This window comes from Granulicatella elegans ATCC 700633 (assembly GCF_000162475.2).
In the GTDB taxonomy this organism is placed as follows: domain Bacteria; phylum Bacillota; class Bacilli; order Lactobacillales; family Aerococcaceae; genus Granulicatella; species Granulicatella elegans.
In genome coordinates this window covers 1038877-1056085 of record NZ_KI391971.1, presented here as the reverse complement: position 1 = coordinate 1056085, position 17209 = coordinate 1038877, and the positions used below count along the sequence as shown (strand labels likewise).

General features: G+C 32.6%; 15 protein-coding genes and 1 other annotated feature. Of the genes, 14 read left to right on the top strand and 1 reads right to left on the bottom strand.

Translation table 11 applies throughout. From position 1 onward, the window contains the following. Nucleotides 1–89 precede the first annotated feature (89 nt). The 4 genes from HMPREF0446_RS05005 (at nt 90) to thiI (ending at nt 7211) form a co-directional block, all read left to right on the top strand. Complete coding sequence (locus HMPREF0446_RS05005) at nt 90–2081, top strand: LysM peptidoglycan-binding domain-containing protein (protein WP_006702487.1); 1992 nt, start codon at nt 90–92, stop codon at nt 2079–2081. A 19-nt stretch (nt 2082–2100) separates the two neighbouring features. Next, nucleotides 2101–2294 (top strand) — a binding site (T-box leader). 55 nt (nt 2295–2349) lie between these two features. Further along, on the top strand, nt 2350–4764 hold the full coding sequence (gene leuS, locus HMPREF0446_RS05000; RefSeq protein WP_006702488.1) for a leucine--tRNA ligase: 2415 nt from the start codon (nt 2350–2352) through the stop codon (nt 4762–4764). A gap of 92 nt (nt 4765–4856) precedes the next feature. After that, nucleotides 4857–5981, top strand: coding sequence for a cysteine desulfurase family protein (locus HMPREF0446_RS04995; RefSeq protein ID WP_006702489.1), 1125 nt, complete (start codon nt 4857–4859; stop codon nt 5979–5981). A gap of 12 nt (nt 5982–5993) precedes the next feature. Continuing rightward, nucleotides 5994–7211: a tRNA uracil 4-sulfurtransferase ThiI gene (thiI, locus tag HMPREF0446_RS04990; RefSeq protein ID WP_006702490.1), complete on the top strand. Its 1218-nt coding sequence runs from the start codon at nt 5994–5996 to the stop codon at nt 7209–7211. 148 nt (nt 7212–7359) lie between these two features. Here thiI and HMPREF0446_RS04985 read toward each other — a convergent pair whose 3' ends face one another. Then, nucleotides 7360–8778: an N-acetylmuramoyl-L-alanine amidase gene (locus HMPREF0446_RS04985; protein ID WP_006702491.1), complete on the bottom strand. Its 1419-nt coding sequence runs from the start codon at nt 8776–8778 to the stop codon at nt 7360–7362. Nucleotides 8779–8966: 188 nt separating this feature from the next. Here HMPREF0446_RS04985 and HMPREF0446_RS04980 point away from each other — a divergent pair, with 188 nt between their 5' ends. From HMPREF0446_RS04980 to HMPREF0446_RS04935, 10 genes are all read left to right on the top strand, one after another. Continuing rightward, nucleotides 8967–9857, top strand: coding sequence for a deoxyribonuclease IV (locus HMPREF0446_RS04980; protein WP_006702492.1), 891 nt, complete (start codon nt 8967–8969; stop codon nt 9855–9857). A gap of 14 nt (nt 9858–9871) precedes the next feature. Beyond that, complete coding sequence (locus HMPREF0446_RS04975) at nt 9872–10492, top strand: Fur family transcriptional regulator (protein WP_006702493.1); 621 nt, start codon at nt 9872–9874, stop codon at nt 10490–10492. 159 nt (nt 10493–10651) lie between these two features. Beyond that, entirely contained in the window at nt 10652–10825 is a 174-nt protein-coding gene (gene rpsU / locus HMPREF0446_RS04970; protein WP_005605651.1) for a 30S ribosomal protein S21, read from the top strand. Nucleotides 10826–10904: 79 nt separating this feature from the next. Further along, on the top strand, nt 10905–11348 hold the full coding sequence (locus tag HMPREF0446_RS04965) for a GatB/YqeY domain-containing protein (RefSeq protein ID WP_006702494.1): 444 nt from the start codon (nt 10905–10907) through the stop codon (nt 11346–11348). Between the two features lie 54 nt (nt 11349–11402). Next, nucleotides 11403–11804 (top strand): helix-turn-helix domain-containing protein, encoded by a 402-nt coding sequence (locus HMPREF0446_RS08140; protein WP_006702495.1) that lies wholly within the window; start codon nt 11403–11405, stop codon nt 11802–11804. Nucleotides 11805–11961: 157 nt separating this feature from the next. Next, the gene (locus HMPREF0446_RS04955) at nt 11962–12930 is read left to right on the top strand and encodes an Abi family protein (RefSeq protein WP_006702496.1); all 969 of its coding nucleotides are present in this window, start codon (nt 11962–11964) and stop codon (nt 12928–12930) included. Between the two features lie 211 nt (nt 12931–13141). After that, entirely contained in the window at nt 13142–14122 is a 981-nt protein-coding gene (locus HMPREF0446_RS04950) for a PhoH family protein (RefSeq protein WP_006702497.1), read from the top strand. An 18-nt stretch (nt 14123–14140) separates the two neighbouring features. After that, a complete protein-coding gene (locus HMPREF0446_RS04945; RefSeq protein WP_006702498.1) occupies nt 14141–16330 on the top strand; it encodes an HD family phosphohydrolase in 2190 nt (729 codons plus the stop codon). 12 nt (nt 16331–16342) lie between these two features. Beyond that, complete coding sequence (gene ybeY / locus HMPREF0446_RS04940; protein WP_006702499.1) at nt 16343–16828, top strand: rRNA maturation RNase YbeY; 486 nt, start codon at nt 16343–16345, stop codon at nt 16826–16828. Further along, entirely contained in the window at nt 16821–17204 is a 384-nt protein-coding gene (locus tag HMPREF0446_RS04935) for a diacylglycerol kinase family protein (RefSeq protein WP_006702500.1), read from the top strand. Before ybeY ends, HMPREF0446_RS04935 begins: the two co-directional genes overlap by 8 nt. Nucleotides 17205–17209 lie beyond the last annotated feature (5 nt).

Below are 17209 nucleotides of genomic sequence, written 5' to 3'. Positions count from 1 at the left end.
AACGTTTGATGTGTTCGTGCAACGTTCCCCTATGAATCAAAAAAGTTTCTCCTATAATGGATAATGAATGAAGTAGGAGGAATCGAGAAATGTTAGAGACTAGAAATGAACGAATTTTAAGAATTAAAAAAGAAAAACAATCACAAAAAGTACAAATGATGAATCAATCATTAAAAAGATCATTAATCGTTGTAGGAACTACTGCCTGTGTTGGGTTATATGTTTCTCCTGTTGATCAATTATTATCCGCTAATTTTAGTGTAGTAGAAGCTTCAACAGCTGCTACTCAATTTTTACGCAATATTATTCCTGCAGCTCAAAATGTTGCGAGAGGAAAAGATATTTATACTTCTGTTATGATTGCTCAAGCTGCTCTTGAATCAGGTTGGGGAACAAGTGCTTTATCGAAAGCACCAAACCATAATTTATTTGGTGTAAAAGGAAGTTATAATGGACAATCTGTCAATATGCAGACATTAGAAGATAGTGGTGGACAAAATTACTATAGTATTCAAGCAAACTTTAGAAAATATCCATCTTATCAAGAATCATTAGAAGATTATGCTGATAAAATTGTCAATGGTATTTCAGGGGCGCCATTATTTTATTCTGGAGCTTGGAAGAGTAAAACGAATAGCTATCAAGATGCTACAGCTTATTTAACCGGTCGTTATGCAACGGATACTGCTTACGGTTCAAAATTAAATCGTATTATTGAACAATTTGGTTTAACAAAATATGATACTGAAACAGCTGTAAATATGGCGGAAGAAATTGCGAATCAGCAAACTACGACATCTAGTGGAGATGGCTATACTGTTGTAAGTGGAGATAGCTTATATGCTATTGCTCGTAAAACAGGAACAAGTATCCAAGATTTATTAAGCTTAAATGGATTGAATTTAAACTCAATCATTCATCCTGGCCAAGTTTTAGCATTATCTTCAAAATCAGTATCTACTGAAACAAAACAAGAAGAAAGTGCACCAAAAGAAGAAACAAAATCAACTGAGACTTCTACAACAACTTCTACTGGAAGTTATACAGTTGTAAGTGGGGATGGCTTATATGCTATCGCTCGTAAAACAGGAACAAGTATTCAAGATTTATTAAGTTTAAATGGATTAACTTTAAACTCGACAATCTATCCAGGTCAAGTATTAAAACTATCTTCAACTAGTGAAACTTCTGCACCTGAAGAAGCATCAATAAGTACAGAAGAAACAAGTAGTGAAGAAACATCTACTAGTTCAGAACAAGCTACATCTACTGGAAGCTATACAGTTGTAAGTGGAGATGGATTATATGCTATTGCTCGTAAAACAGGGACAAGCATCCAAGATTTATTAAGTTTAAATGGATTAACTTTAAATTCAACGATTTATCCTGGACAAGTACTAAAATTATCTTCAACTAGTGAAGTTTCTGCATCTGAAGAAGCAACAACAACTGCAGAAGAAACAAGTAGTGAAGAATCAGCTTCTAATGAAGTTGAAACATCTTCAAGTGCTGGATCTTATACAGTCGTAAGTGGAGATAGTTTATATGCTATCGCTCGTAAAACAGGAACAAGTATTCAAGATTTATTAAGTTTAAATGGATTAAACTTAAACTCAGTCATTCATCCAGGACAAGTGTTACAATTAAGTAATGCTTATGAATCACCTTCAACTGAAGAAACAGTGACAACTACAGAGGAAACTGCTTCATCTGAAGAAACATCTACATCTGGAAATGCGCAAATGTATTATGTTCACCAAGGTGATACTTTATATCGTATCGCTCGTAACAATGGTATTTCATTATCAACATTATTAGAATGGAATAACTTAAGCGTAGATAGCCCAATTCATCCAGGACAAGGATTAATTGTTTCATATGGCTCAAGTAGTTCAACTGAAGAAGCAGAAGAAACAGCAGCCTCAAGTGAAAGTACTGAAACAACTTATACTGTTCAACCAGGTGATGGTTTATGGAGAATTGCAAAAAATCATGGGTTAACATTAGATGAATTAAAATCAATGAATCAATTAACTTCTAACATTATCCAACCAGGACAAGTCTTGATTGTTTCAAAATAAATTGATATAATGCTAGTAAATATTAGCAGACAAAGGAATAGTAGAAATTTGGATTGTAGTAGAGAGTGCATGGTTGGTGAAAATGCATCATGAAAAGTTTTGAACTCGCCTTTTAGCTGAATTTCTGAATTTTAGTAAGAAATTCCGTTTCACTCGCGTTAAGAGTAAGTTGAGTATAATAATTAGGTGGTACCACGTGTAAACGTCCTATTGTCTTTAGAGACATTAGGGCGTTTTTTTAGGTATTTCCGGAAAAGAGGGGAAATTTATGTCATTTAATCATCATGAAATCGAACCAAAATGGCAAAAGTTTTGGTTAGACAATCATACATTTAAAACTACGGAAGATAAAGGAAAGAAAAATTTCTATGCACTAGATATGTTTCCATATCCATCAGGACAAGGATTGCACGTAGGGCATCCAGAAGGATATACAGCTACTGACGTTGTTTCACGTATGAAACGTGCCCAAGGGTATAATGTATTACATCCAATGGGATGGGATGCGTTTGGGTTACCGGCAGAACAATATGCTTTAGATACAGGTAATGACCCTGCTGAATTTACATTGAAAAATATCGCTACTTTCAAACGTCAAATTCAAGAACTAGGATTTAGTTATGACTGGGACAGAGAAATTAATACAACAGATCCAAATTACTATAAATGGACTCAATGGATTTTTACAAAATTAGTAGAAAAAGGTTTAGCATATGAAGCAGAAGTACCGGTTAACTGGTGTCCTGCTTTAGGAACAGTATTAGCTAATGAAGAAGTCATTGATGGTAAATCAGAACGTGGTGGACATCCTGTTTATCGTAAACCAATGAAACAATGGATGTTAAAAATTACTGCTTATGCGGATCGTTTATTAGAAGATTTAGATGACTTAGATTGGCCAGAAAGTATCAAAGATATGCAAAGAAACTGGATTGGTCGTTCTAAAGGGGCACAAGTAACATTTAAAGTAAAAGATTCAGAAGAAAGTTTTGAAGTATTTACAACTCGTCCTGATACATTATTTGGAGCAACTTATAATGTGTTAGCACCTGAACATGAACTTGTTCAAAAAATTGTAACTCCAGAACAAAAAGAGGCAGTTGATGCTTATATTGCTTCAGTTGCTACTAAATCAGATTTAGAACGTACTGAATTAGCAAAAGAAAAAACAGGGGTATTTACAGGAGCTTATGCGATTAACCCTGTTAACGGAAAAGAAATTCCAATTTGGATTGCAGACTATGTATTAGTTAGTTATGGAACAGGAGCCATTATGGCAGTGCCTGCTCATGATGAACGTGACTATGAATTTGCAAAAGTATTTGGATTAGACATTATTCCAGTTATTGAAGGTGGAGATGTTGAAAAAGAAGCTTATACTGGAGATGGCGTGCATATTCATTCTGAATTTTTAGATGGCTTAAATAAAGCAGATGCTATTGAAAAAATGAATGAATGGTTGAAAGAACAAGGCGTTGGAGAAGCAAAAGTAAGTTACCGTCTACGTGACTGGTTATTCTCTCGTCAACGTTATTGGGGTGAACCAATTCCTGTGATTCATTGGGAAGATGGTACAATGACAACTGTTCCTGAAGAAGAGTTACCATTAGTATTACCAAAAACAGATAAAATTAAACCAAGTGGTACAGGTGAATCACCATTAGCAGCTATTGAAGAATGGTTATATGTCACAGATGAAAAGACAGGATTAAAAGGACGTCGTGAAACAAATACAATGCCACAATGGGCAGGAAGTTCATGGTATTTTGTTCGTTATATTGATCCACATAATCAAGAACAAATTGCAGATCCTGAAAAATTAAAAGAATGGTTGCCAGTCGATTTATATATCGGTGGAGCAGAACATGCGGTATTACACTTATTATATGCTCGTTTCTGGTATAAAGTGTTATACGATTTAGGAGTTGTTCCTAATAAAGAACCATTCCAAAAATTATTTAACCAAGGGATGATTCTTGGTGAAGGTAATGAAAAAATGTCTAAATCAAAAGGAAATGTAGTCAATCCGGATGATGTTGTTCGTCAATATGGTGCAGATACATTACGTCTATATGAAATGTTTATGGGACCATTGGATGCTTCAATTGCTTGGAGTGAAAAAGGTCTTGAAGGAAGCCGTAAATTCTTAGAACGTGTTTGGAGATTATTAGTGGATGAAGAAGGTAAATTACGTGACCGTATTACAACTTTCAATGATGGTTCATTAGATAAAATTTATCACCAAACGGTTAAGAAAGTTACAGAAGATTACGAAGCATTACGCTTTAATACAGCGATTTCTCAAATGATGATTTTTGTAAATGAAGCGTATAAAACAGATGCACTTCCAGTTCAGTATATGAAAGGCTTAGTTCAATTATTAGCACCAATCGCTCCACACTTAGGAGAAGAATTATGGTCTAAACTAGGTGCAACTGAATCGATTAGCTATGTTACATGGCCAACATATGATGAAGCTTTCTTAGTAGAAGATGAAGTAGAAGTGATCTTCCAAGTAAATGGAAAAATTAAAGCTCGTGTTATGGTTCCAGCAAATAGTGATGCAGCTGCAATGGAAGAATTTGCAAGAAATCATGAATCTGTAAAATCAGCTATTGAAGGTAAAACAGTTCGTAAAGTTATTGCAGTTCCAGGGAAATTGGTAAACATTGTAGCCAACTAATTAGATTGTTCATAGAAAATGATGGCGGGAGGGGTTCTTTTAAAAAAGAACTCGCTCCTTTTGCCGTTATGAGATGTAGAAAAGGAGAAATCATGATTTATTTTGATAATTCAGCAACAACAAAAATTGCTCCAGAAGCATTACAATCATATGTTCAAACAAGCGAGCGTTTTTGGGGAAATCCTTCAAGCTTACATCGACTTGGAGGACAAGCCTTTCAAGTATTAGAAAAAGCAAGAGAACATATAGCAACATTGTTAGGTGCTAAAACAGAAGAGATTTTTATTACTTCTGGTGGAACTGAAAGCAATAACTGGGCCATTAAAGGTACTGCTTTGGAAAAAAGAGTGTTTGGGAATCATATTATTACGACCAAAATTGAACATCCCTCTGTTTTAAATACGGTGAAACAATTAGCTCAATTAGGATTTGAAATCAGTTATTTAGATGTTAATGACAAAGGTGAAATTTCACTAGAACAATTAGAATCTATGCTTAAAAAGGAAACAATTTTAGTTTCTGTAATGGCGGTGAACAATGAAATTGGTGTGAGTCAAAACATTGAGGAGATTTCTCGCATTCTGGAACATTTTCCATGGGTTCATTTTCATGTTGATGCTGTTCAAGCTTTAGAACAAGTTCCAGATTTATTAGCTCTTGGACGAATTGATTTATTAAGTTTATCTGCTCATAAGTTCCATGGACCACGTGGTGTTGGAATACTTTATAAAAAAGCAGGAAGAAAAATTCAGTCGTTATTAACAGGTGGAGGTCAGGAAAAGACAGAACGTAGTACAACTGAAAATTTACCAGGAATTGTGGCTACTGCTAAAGCAATGCGTATGTATTTAGAAGCCCCACATCCAATGAAGGAAATTAGAGAATATTTGTGGAATTTCTTAGAACAACAATCTCAAATAAAAATTTTCTCTCCAAAAGAGGGAGTGGATCATATTCTATGTTTTGCATTAAAAGGAGTTCGTGGAGAAGTTCTAGTTCATGCTTTTGAAGAGGAAGAGATTTATATTTCAACAACTTCTGCTTGTTCAAGTAAAAAATCTGATAGTTCGAGTACCTTAGCTGCGATGAATGTTCCTGATTATTGGGCAACAAGTGCTGTTCGTGCTAGCTTTTCATATTTGAATACAATGGATGAAGCAAAACAATTTGTAGAAGTGTTAGAAAAATTAATGAAAAAATTCGAATTTTTAAAATAAAGGAGTGAAAAAGTGAAAGTTAGATTATTAGTAAGATATGGGGAATTATCGACTAAGGGACGTAATAAAAAAATGTTTACGCAAAAATTAGCCAATAATATTAAAAAAGCACTGATGAATTACCCTCAAGTTCGAGTATTCCCAGATTATGATTTTATGTACTTAGACTTAAATGGAGTTCCTCAAGAAGAAATTATTCCATTATTAAAACCAATCTTTGGTATTCAGTCATTTTCTCCTGTCTATATTTTAGAAAAAAAGATGGAGAAAGTGAAAGAAGTCGTATTAGACTTAGTTGGAAAAGAAAATCCCAATGGTAAAACATTTAAGATTGCCACAAAACGTAGTGACCATGAATTTGTAATGGATACGAATGAGATTAATTTATTTTTAGGAGATGCAGTATTAGAAGCTTATCCAGAAATTCGTGTACAATTAAAACAACCAGATATTACGGTTCGTGTAGATGTTCGTCGTCAACATATTATGGTGAGTTTACAAACAATTCAAGGTGCGGGTGGTTTACCAGTTGGAACGAGTGGTAGAGTCTCCTTAATGTTATCAGGAGGAATTGATTCTCCAGTTGCAGCTTATCTTGCAATGAAGAGAGGAATGGAAGTACAATGCGTGCATTTTGCTAGTCCTCCTTATACAAGTCCTCAAGCATTGGTGAAAACAAAACAACTAGCTGCTAAAGTAGCAATCTATGGAGGAAGTTTACAATTCTTCACGGTTCCATTTACAGAAATTCAAGAAGAAATTAAAAAAGCTGTTCCAGAAAATTACTTAATGACGGTCATGCGTAGAATGATGCTACGAATTACAGATCAATTACGTGAGAAAAACCATGGATTAGCCATTGCAAATGGTGAATCAGTAGGACAAGTAGCTTCTCAAACATTAGAAAGTATGATTGCGATTAATGATGTTACGAATACACCAATCATTCGACCAGTTGCCACAATGGATAAATTAGATATTATTGCCATTGCACAAGAAATTGATACATTTGAATTATCGATTCAGCCATTTGAAGATTGCTGTACTGTTTTTGCACCACCAAGTCCAAAAACAAAACCAAAATTAGAAAAAGCAAGAGAATACGAATCAAGATTGAATGTGGAAGAATTAGTGCGTAGAGCAGTAGAAAATACAGTAGTAGAAGAAATTACTCCAAACTATGTAGCAGAAGAAGTAGAAAACTCTGTTAAAATGGATGATTTGTTCTAGGAGAAGAAGAGAAAGACAAAACGCCTGTCTCTTTTGAGTTAATTATACAAACAAAAGACTTTTCCCATAGTAGAGGCATGAGATTCGCTTTGCGAAGTTGCTGCCGTCCTTGCTATTTAAAGAAAAGTCTTTTTTATTTAAATTGTTGTTATTGTTGGAAATACTCTTTTAAAGCACTTGCAATGCTTTTTGCAATATTTTCTTGATATTCTGTTGACTCAATTAATTTATTGTCTTCAACATTGTTTAAATAACCCAATTCTAAAAGAATTGAAGGCTGTTTATTTTCACGTAACACTAAGAAGTTTTGGAATTTAGTTCCTTGACTTTTTACAGGTAAGTTTCTGGCAATATACTTATTCACTGTTTGTGCTAAGTTTTCACTTGTTGCTGCAAAGTAATAACCAGTTGTTCCTGAGGCATTCGGGTTTGGACCTGAATCAAAGTGCAAGCTAATGAAGGCATTTGCTTGCTCACGATTACTTAATTGAGCACGATTTTCTAAGCTGACGCTCTTATCAGAATCACGAGTTAGAATAACAGTTGCGCCTAAATCTTCTAATTCTTTTTTCAATAGTAGAGCAGTTGTTAGAGTATGATCTGCTTCGTGTTTTTCACTAAAGGTAACAACAGCACCTGGATCATCTCCACCATGACCTGGGTCAATGACAATTTTTGCTTGTTCAATTCCTTGAGGGATGTGAGGATCAGTTTCAACAGCAGCAAAGTTTGCATTGACTAACCAATATGGAATATAAGCTTTTTTACCATTACCAATAGAAACTTTATAAAAATCATTTTCACGGTCTTCATAATTAAAGATAGTTCCAGCATTTACAGTACTAATTCGTTTTGAAAACATATCAGCTGATTCATAAAGTGGCGTTTCTTTTAATTTTGAAGCTACCATTTTTTTAGCATCTAATGTTTGAGGTAATCCTGCTTGTAATTTGTACAATTCATTCATATGGTCAACAGCATAATTTAATTGGTTACTATCAACATAGCCTTCTTGTCCATTATAAGATACTTTAGCAAAGTTTGATTGTTGATCATCTAATAAATAGAATGGCTGACCAAAAGGAATGGTAGTAACAACTTGCGAACTATTATTAGCTTCTTTATACATTGAAACAGCTCCACTAGAATGTCCAATCATTAAATGAGTTAATAAGACATCTTTTGTAGGCATCCAAGCCACTTGTTGATGGAATTGAACTTGTAACCATTCGTTATTGACTTTATGTAAAACGAGTACATATTCCCCTTTTTTTACTTCAGCAATGGGAAATTGTTGAGTATTAGGTTCTTGATATAATTTAACAGAAGCTTCAGTTTCTACAGCTGCTACTTGAGCAACTAATGACTTATCAAGTTTTTCATTATTTTGTGTTTCTTCTTCATGCTGATGATTTGCTACCACAGTAGTCTCAACTTGAGATGAAAAGGGTGATGGACTGGCATCAATTAATGGAATAATGGAAAAACCAAAGGCAAGTAGGAAAGCACTAAAACTTATGAAATATTGAACGTTTTTATTACGAATTATTTTGTTAACGTTTTCCATAGGCGCTCCTTTTATAATCCTATTTTAATCTTATACAATTTTTATTATACCAATTATGAAAGGGTTTGAAAAGCAAAAGATAAGGCTTTAACATTCGTCTTCATTGGAATGTACTTAAAAGGGATAATGCTTGATGATTCATGATTTGTCACGTAAAATAAAAGTGATTTGAATGAGGAGGAATAAAGATGTTATTAGGATCTCATGTTTCCATGAGTGGAAAAGAAATGATGTTATTATCTGCAAAGGAAGCAGCTAGCTACAAAGCAAATACAATGATGGTGTATACTGGTGCACCACAAAATACAAGAAGAAAACCGATTGAAGAATTAATGATTTCTCAAGGTCAAGCATTTATGCAAGCAAATGGAATTGAAGAAGTCGTCGTACATGCTCCTTATATTATTAATTTAGCAAACACGACAAAGGAAGGTTATTTAGATTTTGCGATTGAATTTTTAAGAGAAGAAATTCGTAGAGCAGAAGCTATTGGTGCAAAACAAGTTGTCCTTCATCCAGGTTCTCATGTTGGTGCTGGAGTTGATGTTGGTATTGCACAAATTGTTAAAGGATTGAATGAAGTTATTGATAAAAATCAAAAAGTACAAATTGCTCTAGAAACAATGGCAGGAAAAGGAACAGAATTAGGTCGAACTTTTGAAGAAATTGCTCGTATGATAGAGGGTGTTACTCATAATGATCGATTATCTGTGACATTGGATACTTGTCATATTCATGATGCAGGATATAACTTAAAAGAAGATTTTTCTGGCGTAATGACTGAATTTGATAAAGTGATTGGTTTAGACCGCTTAAAAGTATTGCACATTAATGATTCTAAAAATGTATGTGGGGCACACAAAGACCGTCATGCAAATTTTGGATTTGGAGAAATTGGTTTTGATGCTTTAATGCAAGTTGTATCAGAAGAAAAATTTAAAAATATTCCTAAAATCTTAGAAACTCCATATGTTGGAGAAGATAAGAAAAATCAAAAAGCCCCATATTTATATGAAATTCAAATGATTCGTCAAAATCAATTTGACCCAGAATTACTTTCAAAAATTATTAGCCAGTAATAGGAGGAAGTTTTATGCCACATGATCATGAACACGAATGTTGTCAGCATAAAGGAAACCCAAAAAAAGAATGCTGTCACCATCATGAAGTAGAACAAACGAAACAAAATTGCTGCCATCATCATGGTGAAGAACATACACATCATCATGAAGAAAGTCATCACCATTCAAGTAAAAATGAAAAACATCATCAACACTGTCATTGTCATCATGGACAAATTGAGCAAGCTATTCATTTATTAAAACAGGCAGGATTTAAATATACGAGTAAACGTGAAAAAATTATTCAAATTTTTAGTCACGAAGATCGTTATTTATCTGCTAAACAAGTACAACAACTATTAGAAACTGATTTTCCAAATATGAGTTATGATACGATTTATCGTAATTTATATGATTTTACGGATTTAGGTATTTTAGAAACAACTGAATGGAATGGTGAAAAATTATTCCGTTTTGGATGTAGTCATGCTGGACATCATCATCATTTTATTTGTGAAAAGTGTGGACGTACGAAAGAAATTGAGTTTTGTCCAATGACTTATTTTGAAACACAATTAGAGGGGTGTGAAGTACATTCACATCGTTTTGAAATTTTTGGATTATGTGAAAAATGTGCTCATACAGCTTCATAATTTAAAAGAAATAACTTAATTTTTAAGGAAAAATATTAGTGTATCTAATTGACAATTGAGCAAACCTTTTCTATAATAAAAAAAGGACATTTCGTTTGTTTGGTTATTCTATTCAAAAGAAAACAGTTACTTTTAATGCTCGGAGGGAGGGAATAGGATATGTCAAAAACAGTTGTTCGTAAAAACGAATCACTTGATGATGCTCTTCGTCGCTTCAAACGTACTGTTTCTAAAACTGGAACTTTACAAGAGGCTCGTAAACGTGAGTTTTATGAAAAACCAAGTGTAAGACGTAAGAAAAAATCAGAGGCAGCTCGTAAACGTAAGTTCTAGTCAACTCTGTGTATCATATGACTAAGTAAAGGCTGGGATTTACGTCTCAGTCTTTTTCGTATTTTAAGGAGTGAAAATCATGAGTTTAAAAGAAACATTAAATAATGATATTAAAACAGCTATGAAAGCTAAAGATAAAGAAACTTTAGCAGTGTTAAGAATGATTAAAACAGCTGTTCAAGCAGCAGAAATCGATAAAAAAGAAGAATTAAATGCTGAAGAAGAATTAACTATTTTAGCACGTGAAGCAAAACAACGTCGTGAATCATTAGCAGAATTTGTGAAGGCAGGACGTGATGAATTAGTTGCTAAAACAGAAGCTGAAATTGAAATTGTAGAACGCTACTTACCAAAACAATTATCAGTAGAAGAAGTAAAAGAAGTTATTGCGACTGTAGCTGAAAAAATTGGTGCAACAACTCAAAAAGAATTTGGTAAATTAATGGGTGCTGTTATGCAAGAATTAAAAGGAAAAGCAGATGGCAATGTGATTAAAGAACAAGTAAAAGCTCATTTAGGATAAAACAAATGTTATTTGTAAGTTAAAAATTCCAAGTACAATTAGTGGAGGGGTAATATGTCAACTGGTTATTTATTGTCAGAATTAAGACGTGAAAAAAGATTGTCTCAAGAAGAATTAGCAAAAATAATAGGTACTAGTCAATCATCAGTAGGGCATTGGGAATCTGGTAGAAGAAATATACCTCAAGATAAATTGTTACAATTATCAAAATATTTCAATGTATCGATTGATTATTTATTAGGGATTTCTAAATCAAGAAAAAAATATTATGACCTTTCAAGAGATAATAATTTTTGCATTGTAAATAGACTTGGAAAAATACTAGAAGAAATAGAATCTGGTATATATACAAAGGATTTAGATAAATACGATGAGGATTCAAAAAATATTCTCATTAATTCTTTATCACTTGCGTTAAGTATAGCCAAAAAAGAAGAAAAACGTAAAAAATCATAATTTTTTTACACAGAGAAGTTAGAATACTAAGAATTATTAATTGACAAATAAATTTAATAATGCTAGTATTGTAGTAATCTTAATGAAGGGCTGAGGTTCAGCCGGCAAGGAGCTACAAGTTTACTTGTAGCTCTTTTGTGGTATAAAGGAGAAAATTATGTCAGATAAACCATTTAAAACCATAGAAGAACAGATTGTTTTATTAGAGGAACGCGGGATATTCTTTACAGATAGTTCGAAGGAACAAGCTAAACATCTTCTTCAGAATTATGGTTATTACGAAATCATAAATGGATATAAAAATATATTTTTAGAGAATTCAAATCCAGATAAATTTCAAGAAGGTACTACTTTTGATGCTATATTTACTTTATATGAATTAGATAGTAGGCTAAGAAATACAACTATGATTGCCATGCAAAATATTGAAGCCAATCTTAGAACTATAGTTGCGTATACTATTGCTGAAAATTTTGGGTACTTAGAATCTGATTATTTAGTACGAACGAACTATAGAGATGGAAAGAAATATTCAGATGGAACTTATAAACTAGATCAACTTTTAAATAAATTCAGTAAAATTATAAATGATGATACACAACCATTTAAACATTATAGAGAAGTTCATGGAAATTGTCCGCCGTGGATTTTGTTAAAGGGTACTACATTTGGTAATCTAATTAATTTTATTAAATTGCAAAAATCTGAAATTAAAAGAATTATTATTTCTCGTTTTTTTGGAATCCCTGTTGATATTATTAAACAAAATGATGATTTAACAATACTTTTTATGGATATGTTGTTTTTATTTAGGGCATATCGTAATAGAGCCGCACATGGTGGGAGAATATTTAATTATAGACCAAATGAAGCTCATATTAGGTATACAACATTAATTCATCCTCAAATTGAAATATCAACAACAGATTATAAAAAAGGATATGGGAAAAATGACTGGGCAATATTAATATCTTGTTCAGCGTTAATTGACAATAAAATCCCATTATTAAATTTAAAGTCCACTTTGGAAGAGTTTGTAAATACTTTTTCTAAAGTATATCCTAATAAAGAGGAAAGATTATTACATGAGATGAATATTAAGTCTTCCTTTTTTATTAAGCGTTAGAGTTTTATAGTATTTGTTTTAAAAATAATAAAGTAAGTCATTGATGAAATATATTTAAATTAAACTTTCCTTAAGAAGTTTTTATACCAATTATTATTATAAAAATATTTAATGGTTGAACAATTTAAGGAAAGCTTTTTTAATTTTTCCTCACAGTAAATTCATAGAAAGAAACAGTTAAAATATGCTATAATAGTGCTACATACAGTAAATGGAGGTTAACAGTGTGGCAGAAGAAAACTTTAAACAAGCGTTAGAAATCCAAGATCATCCACAACTCGTTCAATTATTCGGTTCACAGGACCAACATTTGAGATTATTGGAAGAAACGTTTGAAACACTCATTACTCATCGTGAAGAACAATTGTTAATTTCCGGTGAAGAAGAGTCTGTAAAACAAACTGTAATGTTATTAGAACAACTACAAGAATTAATAGCCCGTGGTATTTCAATCTCTCAAACAGATATTGTCACAGCGATTAAAATGGCTAAAAGAGGTACATTGGATTATTTCTTAAATTTATATAATGAGGAAATTGGTCGTACATTCTCTGGGAAACCCATTCGCGCAAAAACATTTGGACAACAACAATATATTCATGCGATTAAGAAAACAGATATGGTATTTGGTATTGGGCCTGCAGGAACTGGTAAAACTTTCGTAGCAGTTGTGATGGCTGTTCAAGCTTTAAAAAAAGGTCAAGTCAAGAAAATTATTTTAACACGACCAGCTGTTGAAGCCGGGGAAAATTTAGGATTTTTACCAGGGGATTTAAAAGAGAAGGTCGATCCATATTTACGTCCGATTTATGATGCGTTATATGCCATTTATGGAGTTGAACATACGAATCGTTTATTAGAACGTGGAGTCATTGAAGTAGCTCCACTTGCTTATATGCGTGGACGTACATTAGAAGAAGCATTTATTATTTTAGATGAAGCACAAAATACAACAAGAGCTCAAATGAAAATGTTCCTAACTCGTTTAGGATTTGGTTCAAAAATGATTATTAATGGAGATAAAACACAAGTAGACTTACCAAAAGGAAGTCATATGAGTGGTTTAGTAGATGCTGAAAATAAACTAAAAGGAATTAGTGGTATTTCTTTTGTGGAATTTGATGCATTTGATGTCGTTCGTCATCCATTAGTATCAAGTATTATTGATGCCTATTCAGATCAAGGTGAATAAGTAAGGAGTAAATGAAAAATGAGACAGAAACTGCGAAAATTTCAGGAAGTTTTGGGCATTTTCTATTTGCCCTTACTTCTTTTTTTAACATTTATTGCACTACTTGTCATTGGATATGGAAGTGTAAAACCAACGACTTATACAGTAGAATTGAATCAAGTTGCTAAGGAAACGATTCGTGCTCCAAGAACTTTGGAAGATAAAGCTCAAACAGAGAAAAATCAACAAATTGCAATGGATGCTGTTAGTGATGTATTAGTGTTTGACCAAGAACGTATGACGAAGCAATTAACAAATATTCAGCAATTTTTCCAAGCGATTAAATCAGTTGCCTCTAAGGCATCTGCTGAAATTATTAAAACAGATCAAAGTAATTCTTCTGAAGAATCTGTGACAAGAGTGGCAACGACACAGGAAAGAGTTCAATATTTTAAGAAATCACTTGAAAAAGAGAATCAATCCATTCGAGAGTTTGCCATTTTCATACCTGATAAATATATTTCTCAATTATTACAAGCGAATAATGAACAGTTAGCTTCTTATGAGAAGACATTAAAATCAGTTGTAGAAACACAAATGAAAAATGCTATTAGTGAAAGTAACGTTACAAAAGCTCAAGAAGAAGCAAAGAAAACTTTATTTTATAGCGACTATTCTGATACAGAAAGGGATTTATTAGGTCAATTAGTGACAGTTTCTGTTGTTGTAAATAATGTAGTTGATAAAGAAGCCACTCAAAAGGCAAAAGAAGCAGCAAAAGCAGCAGTTACTCCAGTAAAAATTTTGCAAGGACAAGTGCTGATCCAAGAAGGACATGTGATTTCAAGTCAAGAGATTCGTCTGATTGAATTATTTGGATTAAGTAATGGACAACGAAACTATCACGAATTATTTAGTTATTTAATATTCTTAACAGGAATCATTATTTTCTTAGCTGTATATTTTTATAACCCTACTCAAACGGATAAACAAAATCCAAGTGATACTGCAACTGCATTGACAGTTTTTAGTTTAGTATTTGTTGCCGGAGTATTCGTCTTAAAAATACTTGCTTTAGTACAACATAGAGGAGTTGAACATATTGGCTTAGTATTCCCAATTGCTGGTTTTATTTATCTGTTGTATCGTTTAACAAAGAGTTTAAGGCTGACGATTTTTTCAATTGTTTTAATGCCAATCTTTTCTTGGTATTTCTTTTCTCAGTCGACTAATAGTTTACATTTAATTTTAACAACAGTATTCCTTTCAATGATTGCATGGATAGGAATTTTAAATGAAAAAATATGGAGTACACAAGCTTGGATAAAACGATTTATTAAATATCTTCTTTATCCAGTTTTATTAGGGGTTCCATTTGTTTTATATAGTAATTATGAGTTTCAAACGCAACAAACGATGTTAGTCTTCTTATTTTTACTATTAAGTGGATTTTTATCATTTATATTACCAGTCATTTTAATGCCGTATTTATCTTATGTATTTGAAGATAGTTCGGTATTATTATGGGCTGAATTATCGAATCCAAATCAACCATTATTAAAAGATTTGATTACAAAAGCACCGGGAACTTATCATCATAGCTTAATGGTTGCAAATATTTCTGCAAACTGTGTAGAAGCAATTGGTGGGGATTCTCAATTAGCAAGAGTAGCGTGCTATTATCACGATATTGGAAAATTAGAACATCCATTTTTCTTTATTGAGAATTTACCAGGACATATGGAATCTCCTCATAATATGATAAGTGCTGAAGAGTCAGCTCAAATTATTTTTAATCATGTTACAAAAGGGGTAGAAATTTTAACACAACATCAATTGCCTCAAGCAGTCATTGATATATGTGCACAACATCATGGAACAACATTGATGAAATATTTTTATGCAGAAGCGCTAAAAAATAATCCGGATGTAAAAGAAGAAGATTTCCGTTATCCAGGACCAAAACCTCAAACAAAAGAGGCAGCAATTATTAATATCGTGGATAGTGCAGAAGCAGCAACTCGTGCGATGAAAGAACCGACATTAGAAAAAGTTGAAGCATTAGTCCATTCCATTATTATGAACCGACTAGAAGATGAACAATTTGTAGAATGTGATATTACAATGAAAGAAATAGCGATTGTAGAAAAAATGATTGTGACTTCATTAAATGGTACTTTCCATTCAAGAATTGAATATCCAACAATTAAAAAACAAGAAGTGAAGTAGAAAGGAAATATTATGTTTATTGAATTAATAGACGAAACAGAAGTAGTAAAAGAAGAATACCAAAAATTGGTAGAAGATGTTGTATCATTTGCGAGTGACTATTTACATTATCCAGAAAATCGTGAATGCTGTATTTCATTTGTATCAAGTGAAAGAATTCGTGAGATTAATCGAGATTTTAGAAATATTGACAAAGTAACGGATGTCATTAGTTTTGCTTTAGATGATGAAGACGAAGATATGGATCCAATTAAAAACTTTATGGCTTCAGATGAAAATTTTGTAACTTCCATTGGGGATATCATTATTTCAGTTGATCGTGCAAAAGAACAAGCAGAAGAATATGGACATAGTTTAGAGCGTGAATTAGGGTTCTTAGCTTTACATGGTTTTTTACATTTAAATGGATACGATCATCAAACAGAAGAAGAAGAAAAAGAAATGACAGGCTTACAAACAGAAATTTTAACAGCCTATGGTTTAACGAGAAATGCATAAACAAGTTGAGAAAAATCATCATTTTAAACAATCCATGAAGCATGCTGTGAATGGTATTAAAACGGTATTTCAAGATGAGAGAAATTTCAGATTCGATATTGTTGCTGCAATAGTAGTCGTTATCCTTGGGTTCTTATTAAAAATTGAAAGATTTGAATGGTACTGGATTGTATTTTGTATCTTTTTAATGTTTATTTTAGAAATGTTAAATACCGTTGTAGAGCAATTAGTGGATTTAATGGTAGAACATAATTATCATTTAGCCGCTAAAAAAGCAAAAGATGTAGCAGCGGGTGTCGTATTAATGGGAGCTATATTTGTACTCATTATGGCTTCTGGAATTTTTATTCCAAAGATTTTACAAATATTTTTATAAGGAGA

Bases quoted from the DNA above. Each gene is read 5' to 3' on its own strand.
- HMPREF0446_RS05005 (WP_006702487.1), top strand. From the start codon at position 90: ATGTTAGAGACTAGAAATGAACGAATTTTAAGAATTAAAAAAGAAAAA.
- leuS (WP_006702488.1), top strand. From the start codon at position 2,350: ATGTCATTTAATCATCATGAAATCGAACCAAAATGGCAAAAGTTTTGG.
- HMPREF0446_RS04995 (WP_006702489.1), top strand. From the start codon at position 4,857: ATGATTTATTTTGATAATTCAGCAACAACAAAAATTGCTCCAGAAGCA.
- HMPREF0446_RS04985 (WP_006702491.1), bottom strand. From the start codon at position 8,778: ATGGAAAACGTTAACAAAATAATTCGTAATAAAAACGTTCAATATTTC.
- HMPREF0446_RS04980 (WP_006702492.1), top strand. From the start codon at position 8,967: ATGTTATTAGGATCTCATGTTTCCATGAGTGGAAAAGAAATGATGTTA.
- HMPREF0446_RS04975 (WP_006702493.1), top strand. From the start codon at position 9,872: ATGCCACATGATCATGAACACGAATGTTGTCAGCATAAAGGAAACCCA.
- rpsU (WP_005605651.1), top strand. From the start codon at position 10,652: ATGTCAAAAACAGTTGTTCGTAAAAACGAATCACTTGATGATGCTCTT.
- HMPREF0446_RS04965 (WP_006702494.1), top strand. From the start codon at position 10,905: ATGAGTTTAAAAGAAACATTAAATAATGATATTAAAACAGCTATGAAA.
- HMPREF0446_RS08140 (WP_006702495.1), top strand. From the start codon at position 11,403: ATGTCAACTGGTTATTTATTGTCAGAATTAAGACGTGAAAAAAGATTG.
- HMPREF0446_RS04955 (WP_006702496.1), top strand. From the start codon at position 11,962: ATGTCAGATAAACCATTTAAAACCATAGAAGAACAGATTGTTTTATTA.
- HMPREF0446_RS04950 (WP_006702497.1), top strand. From the start codon at position 13,142: ATGGAGGTTAACAGTGTGGCAGAAGAAAACTTTAAACAAGCGTTAGAA.
- HMPREF0446_RS04945 (WP_006702498.1), top strand. From the start codon at position 14,141: ATGAGACAGAAACTGCGAAAATTTCAGGAAGTTTTGGGCATTTTCTAT.
- ybeY (WP_006702499.1), top strand. From the start codon at position 16,343: ATGTTTATTGAATTAATAGACGAAACAGAAGTAGTAAAAGAAGAATAC.
- HMPREF0446_RS04935 (WP_006702500.1), top strand. From the start codon at position 16,821: ATGCATAAACAAGTTGAGAAAAATCATCATTTTAAACAATCCATGAAG.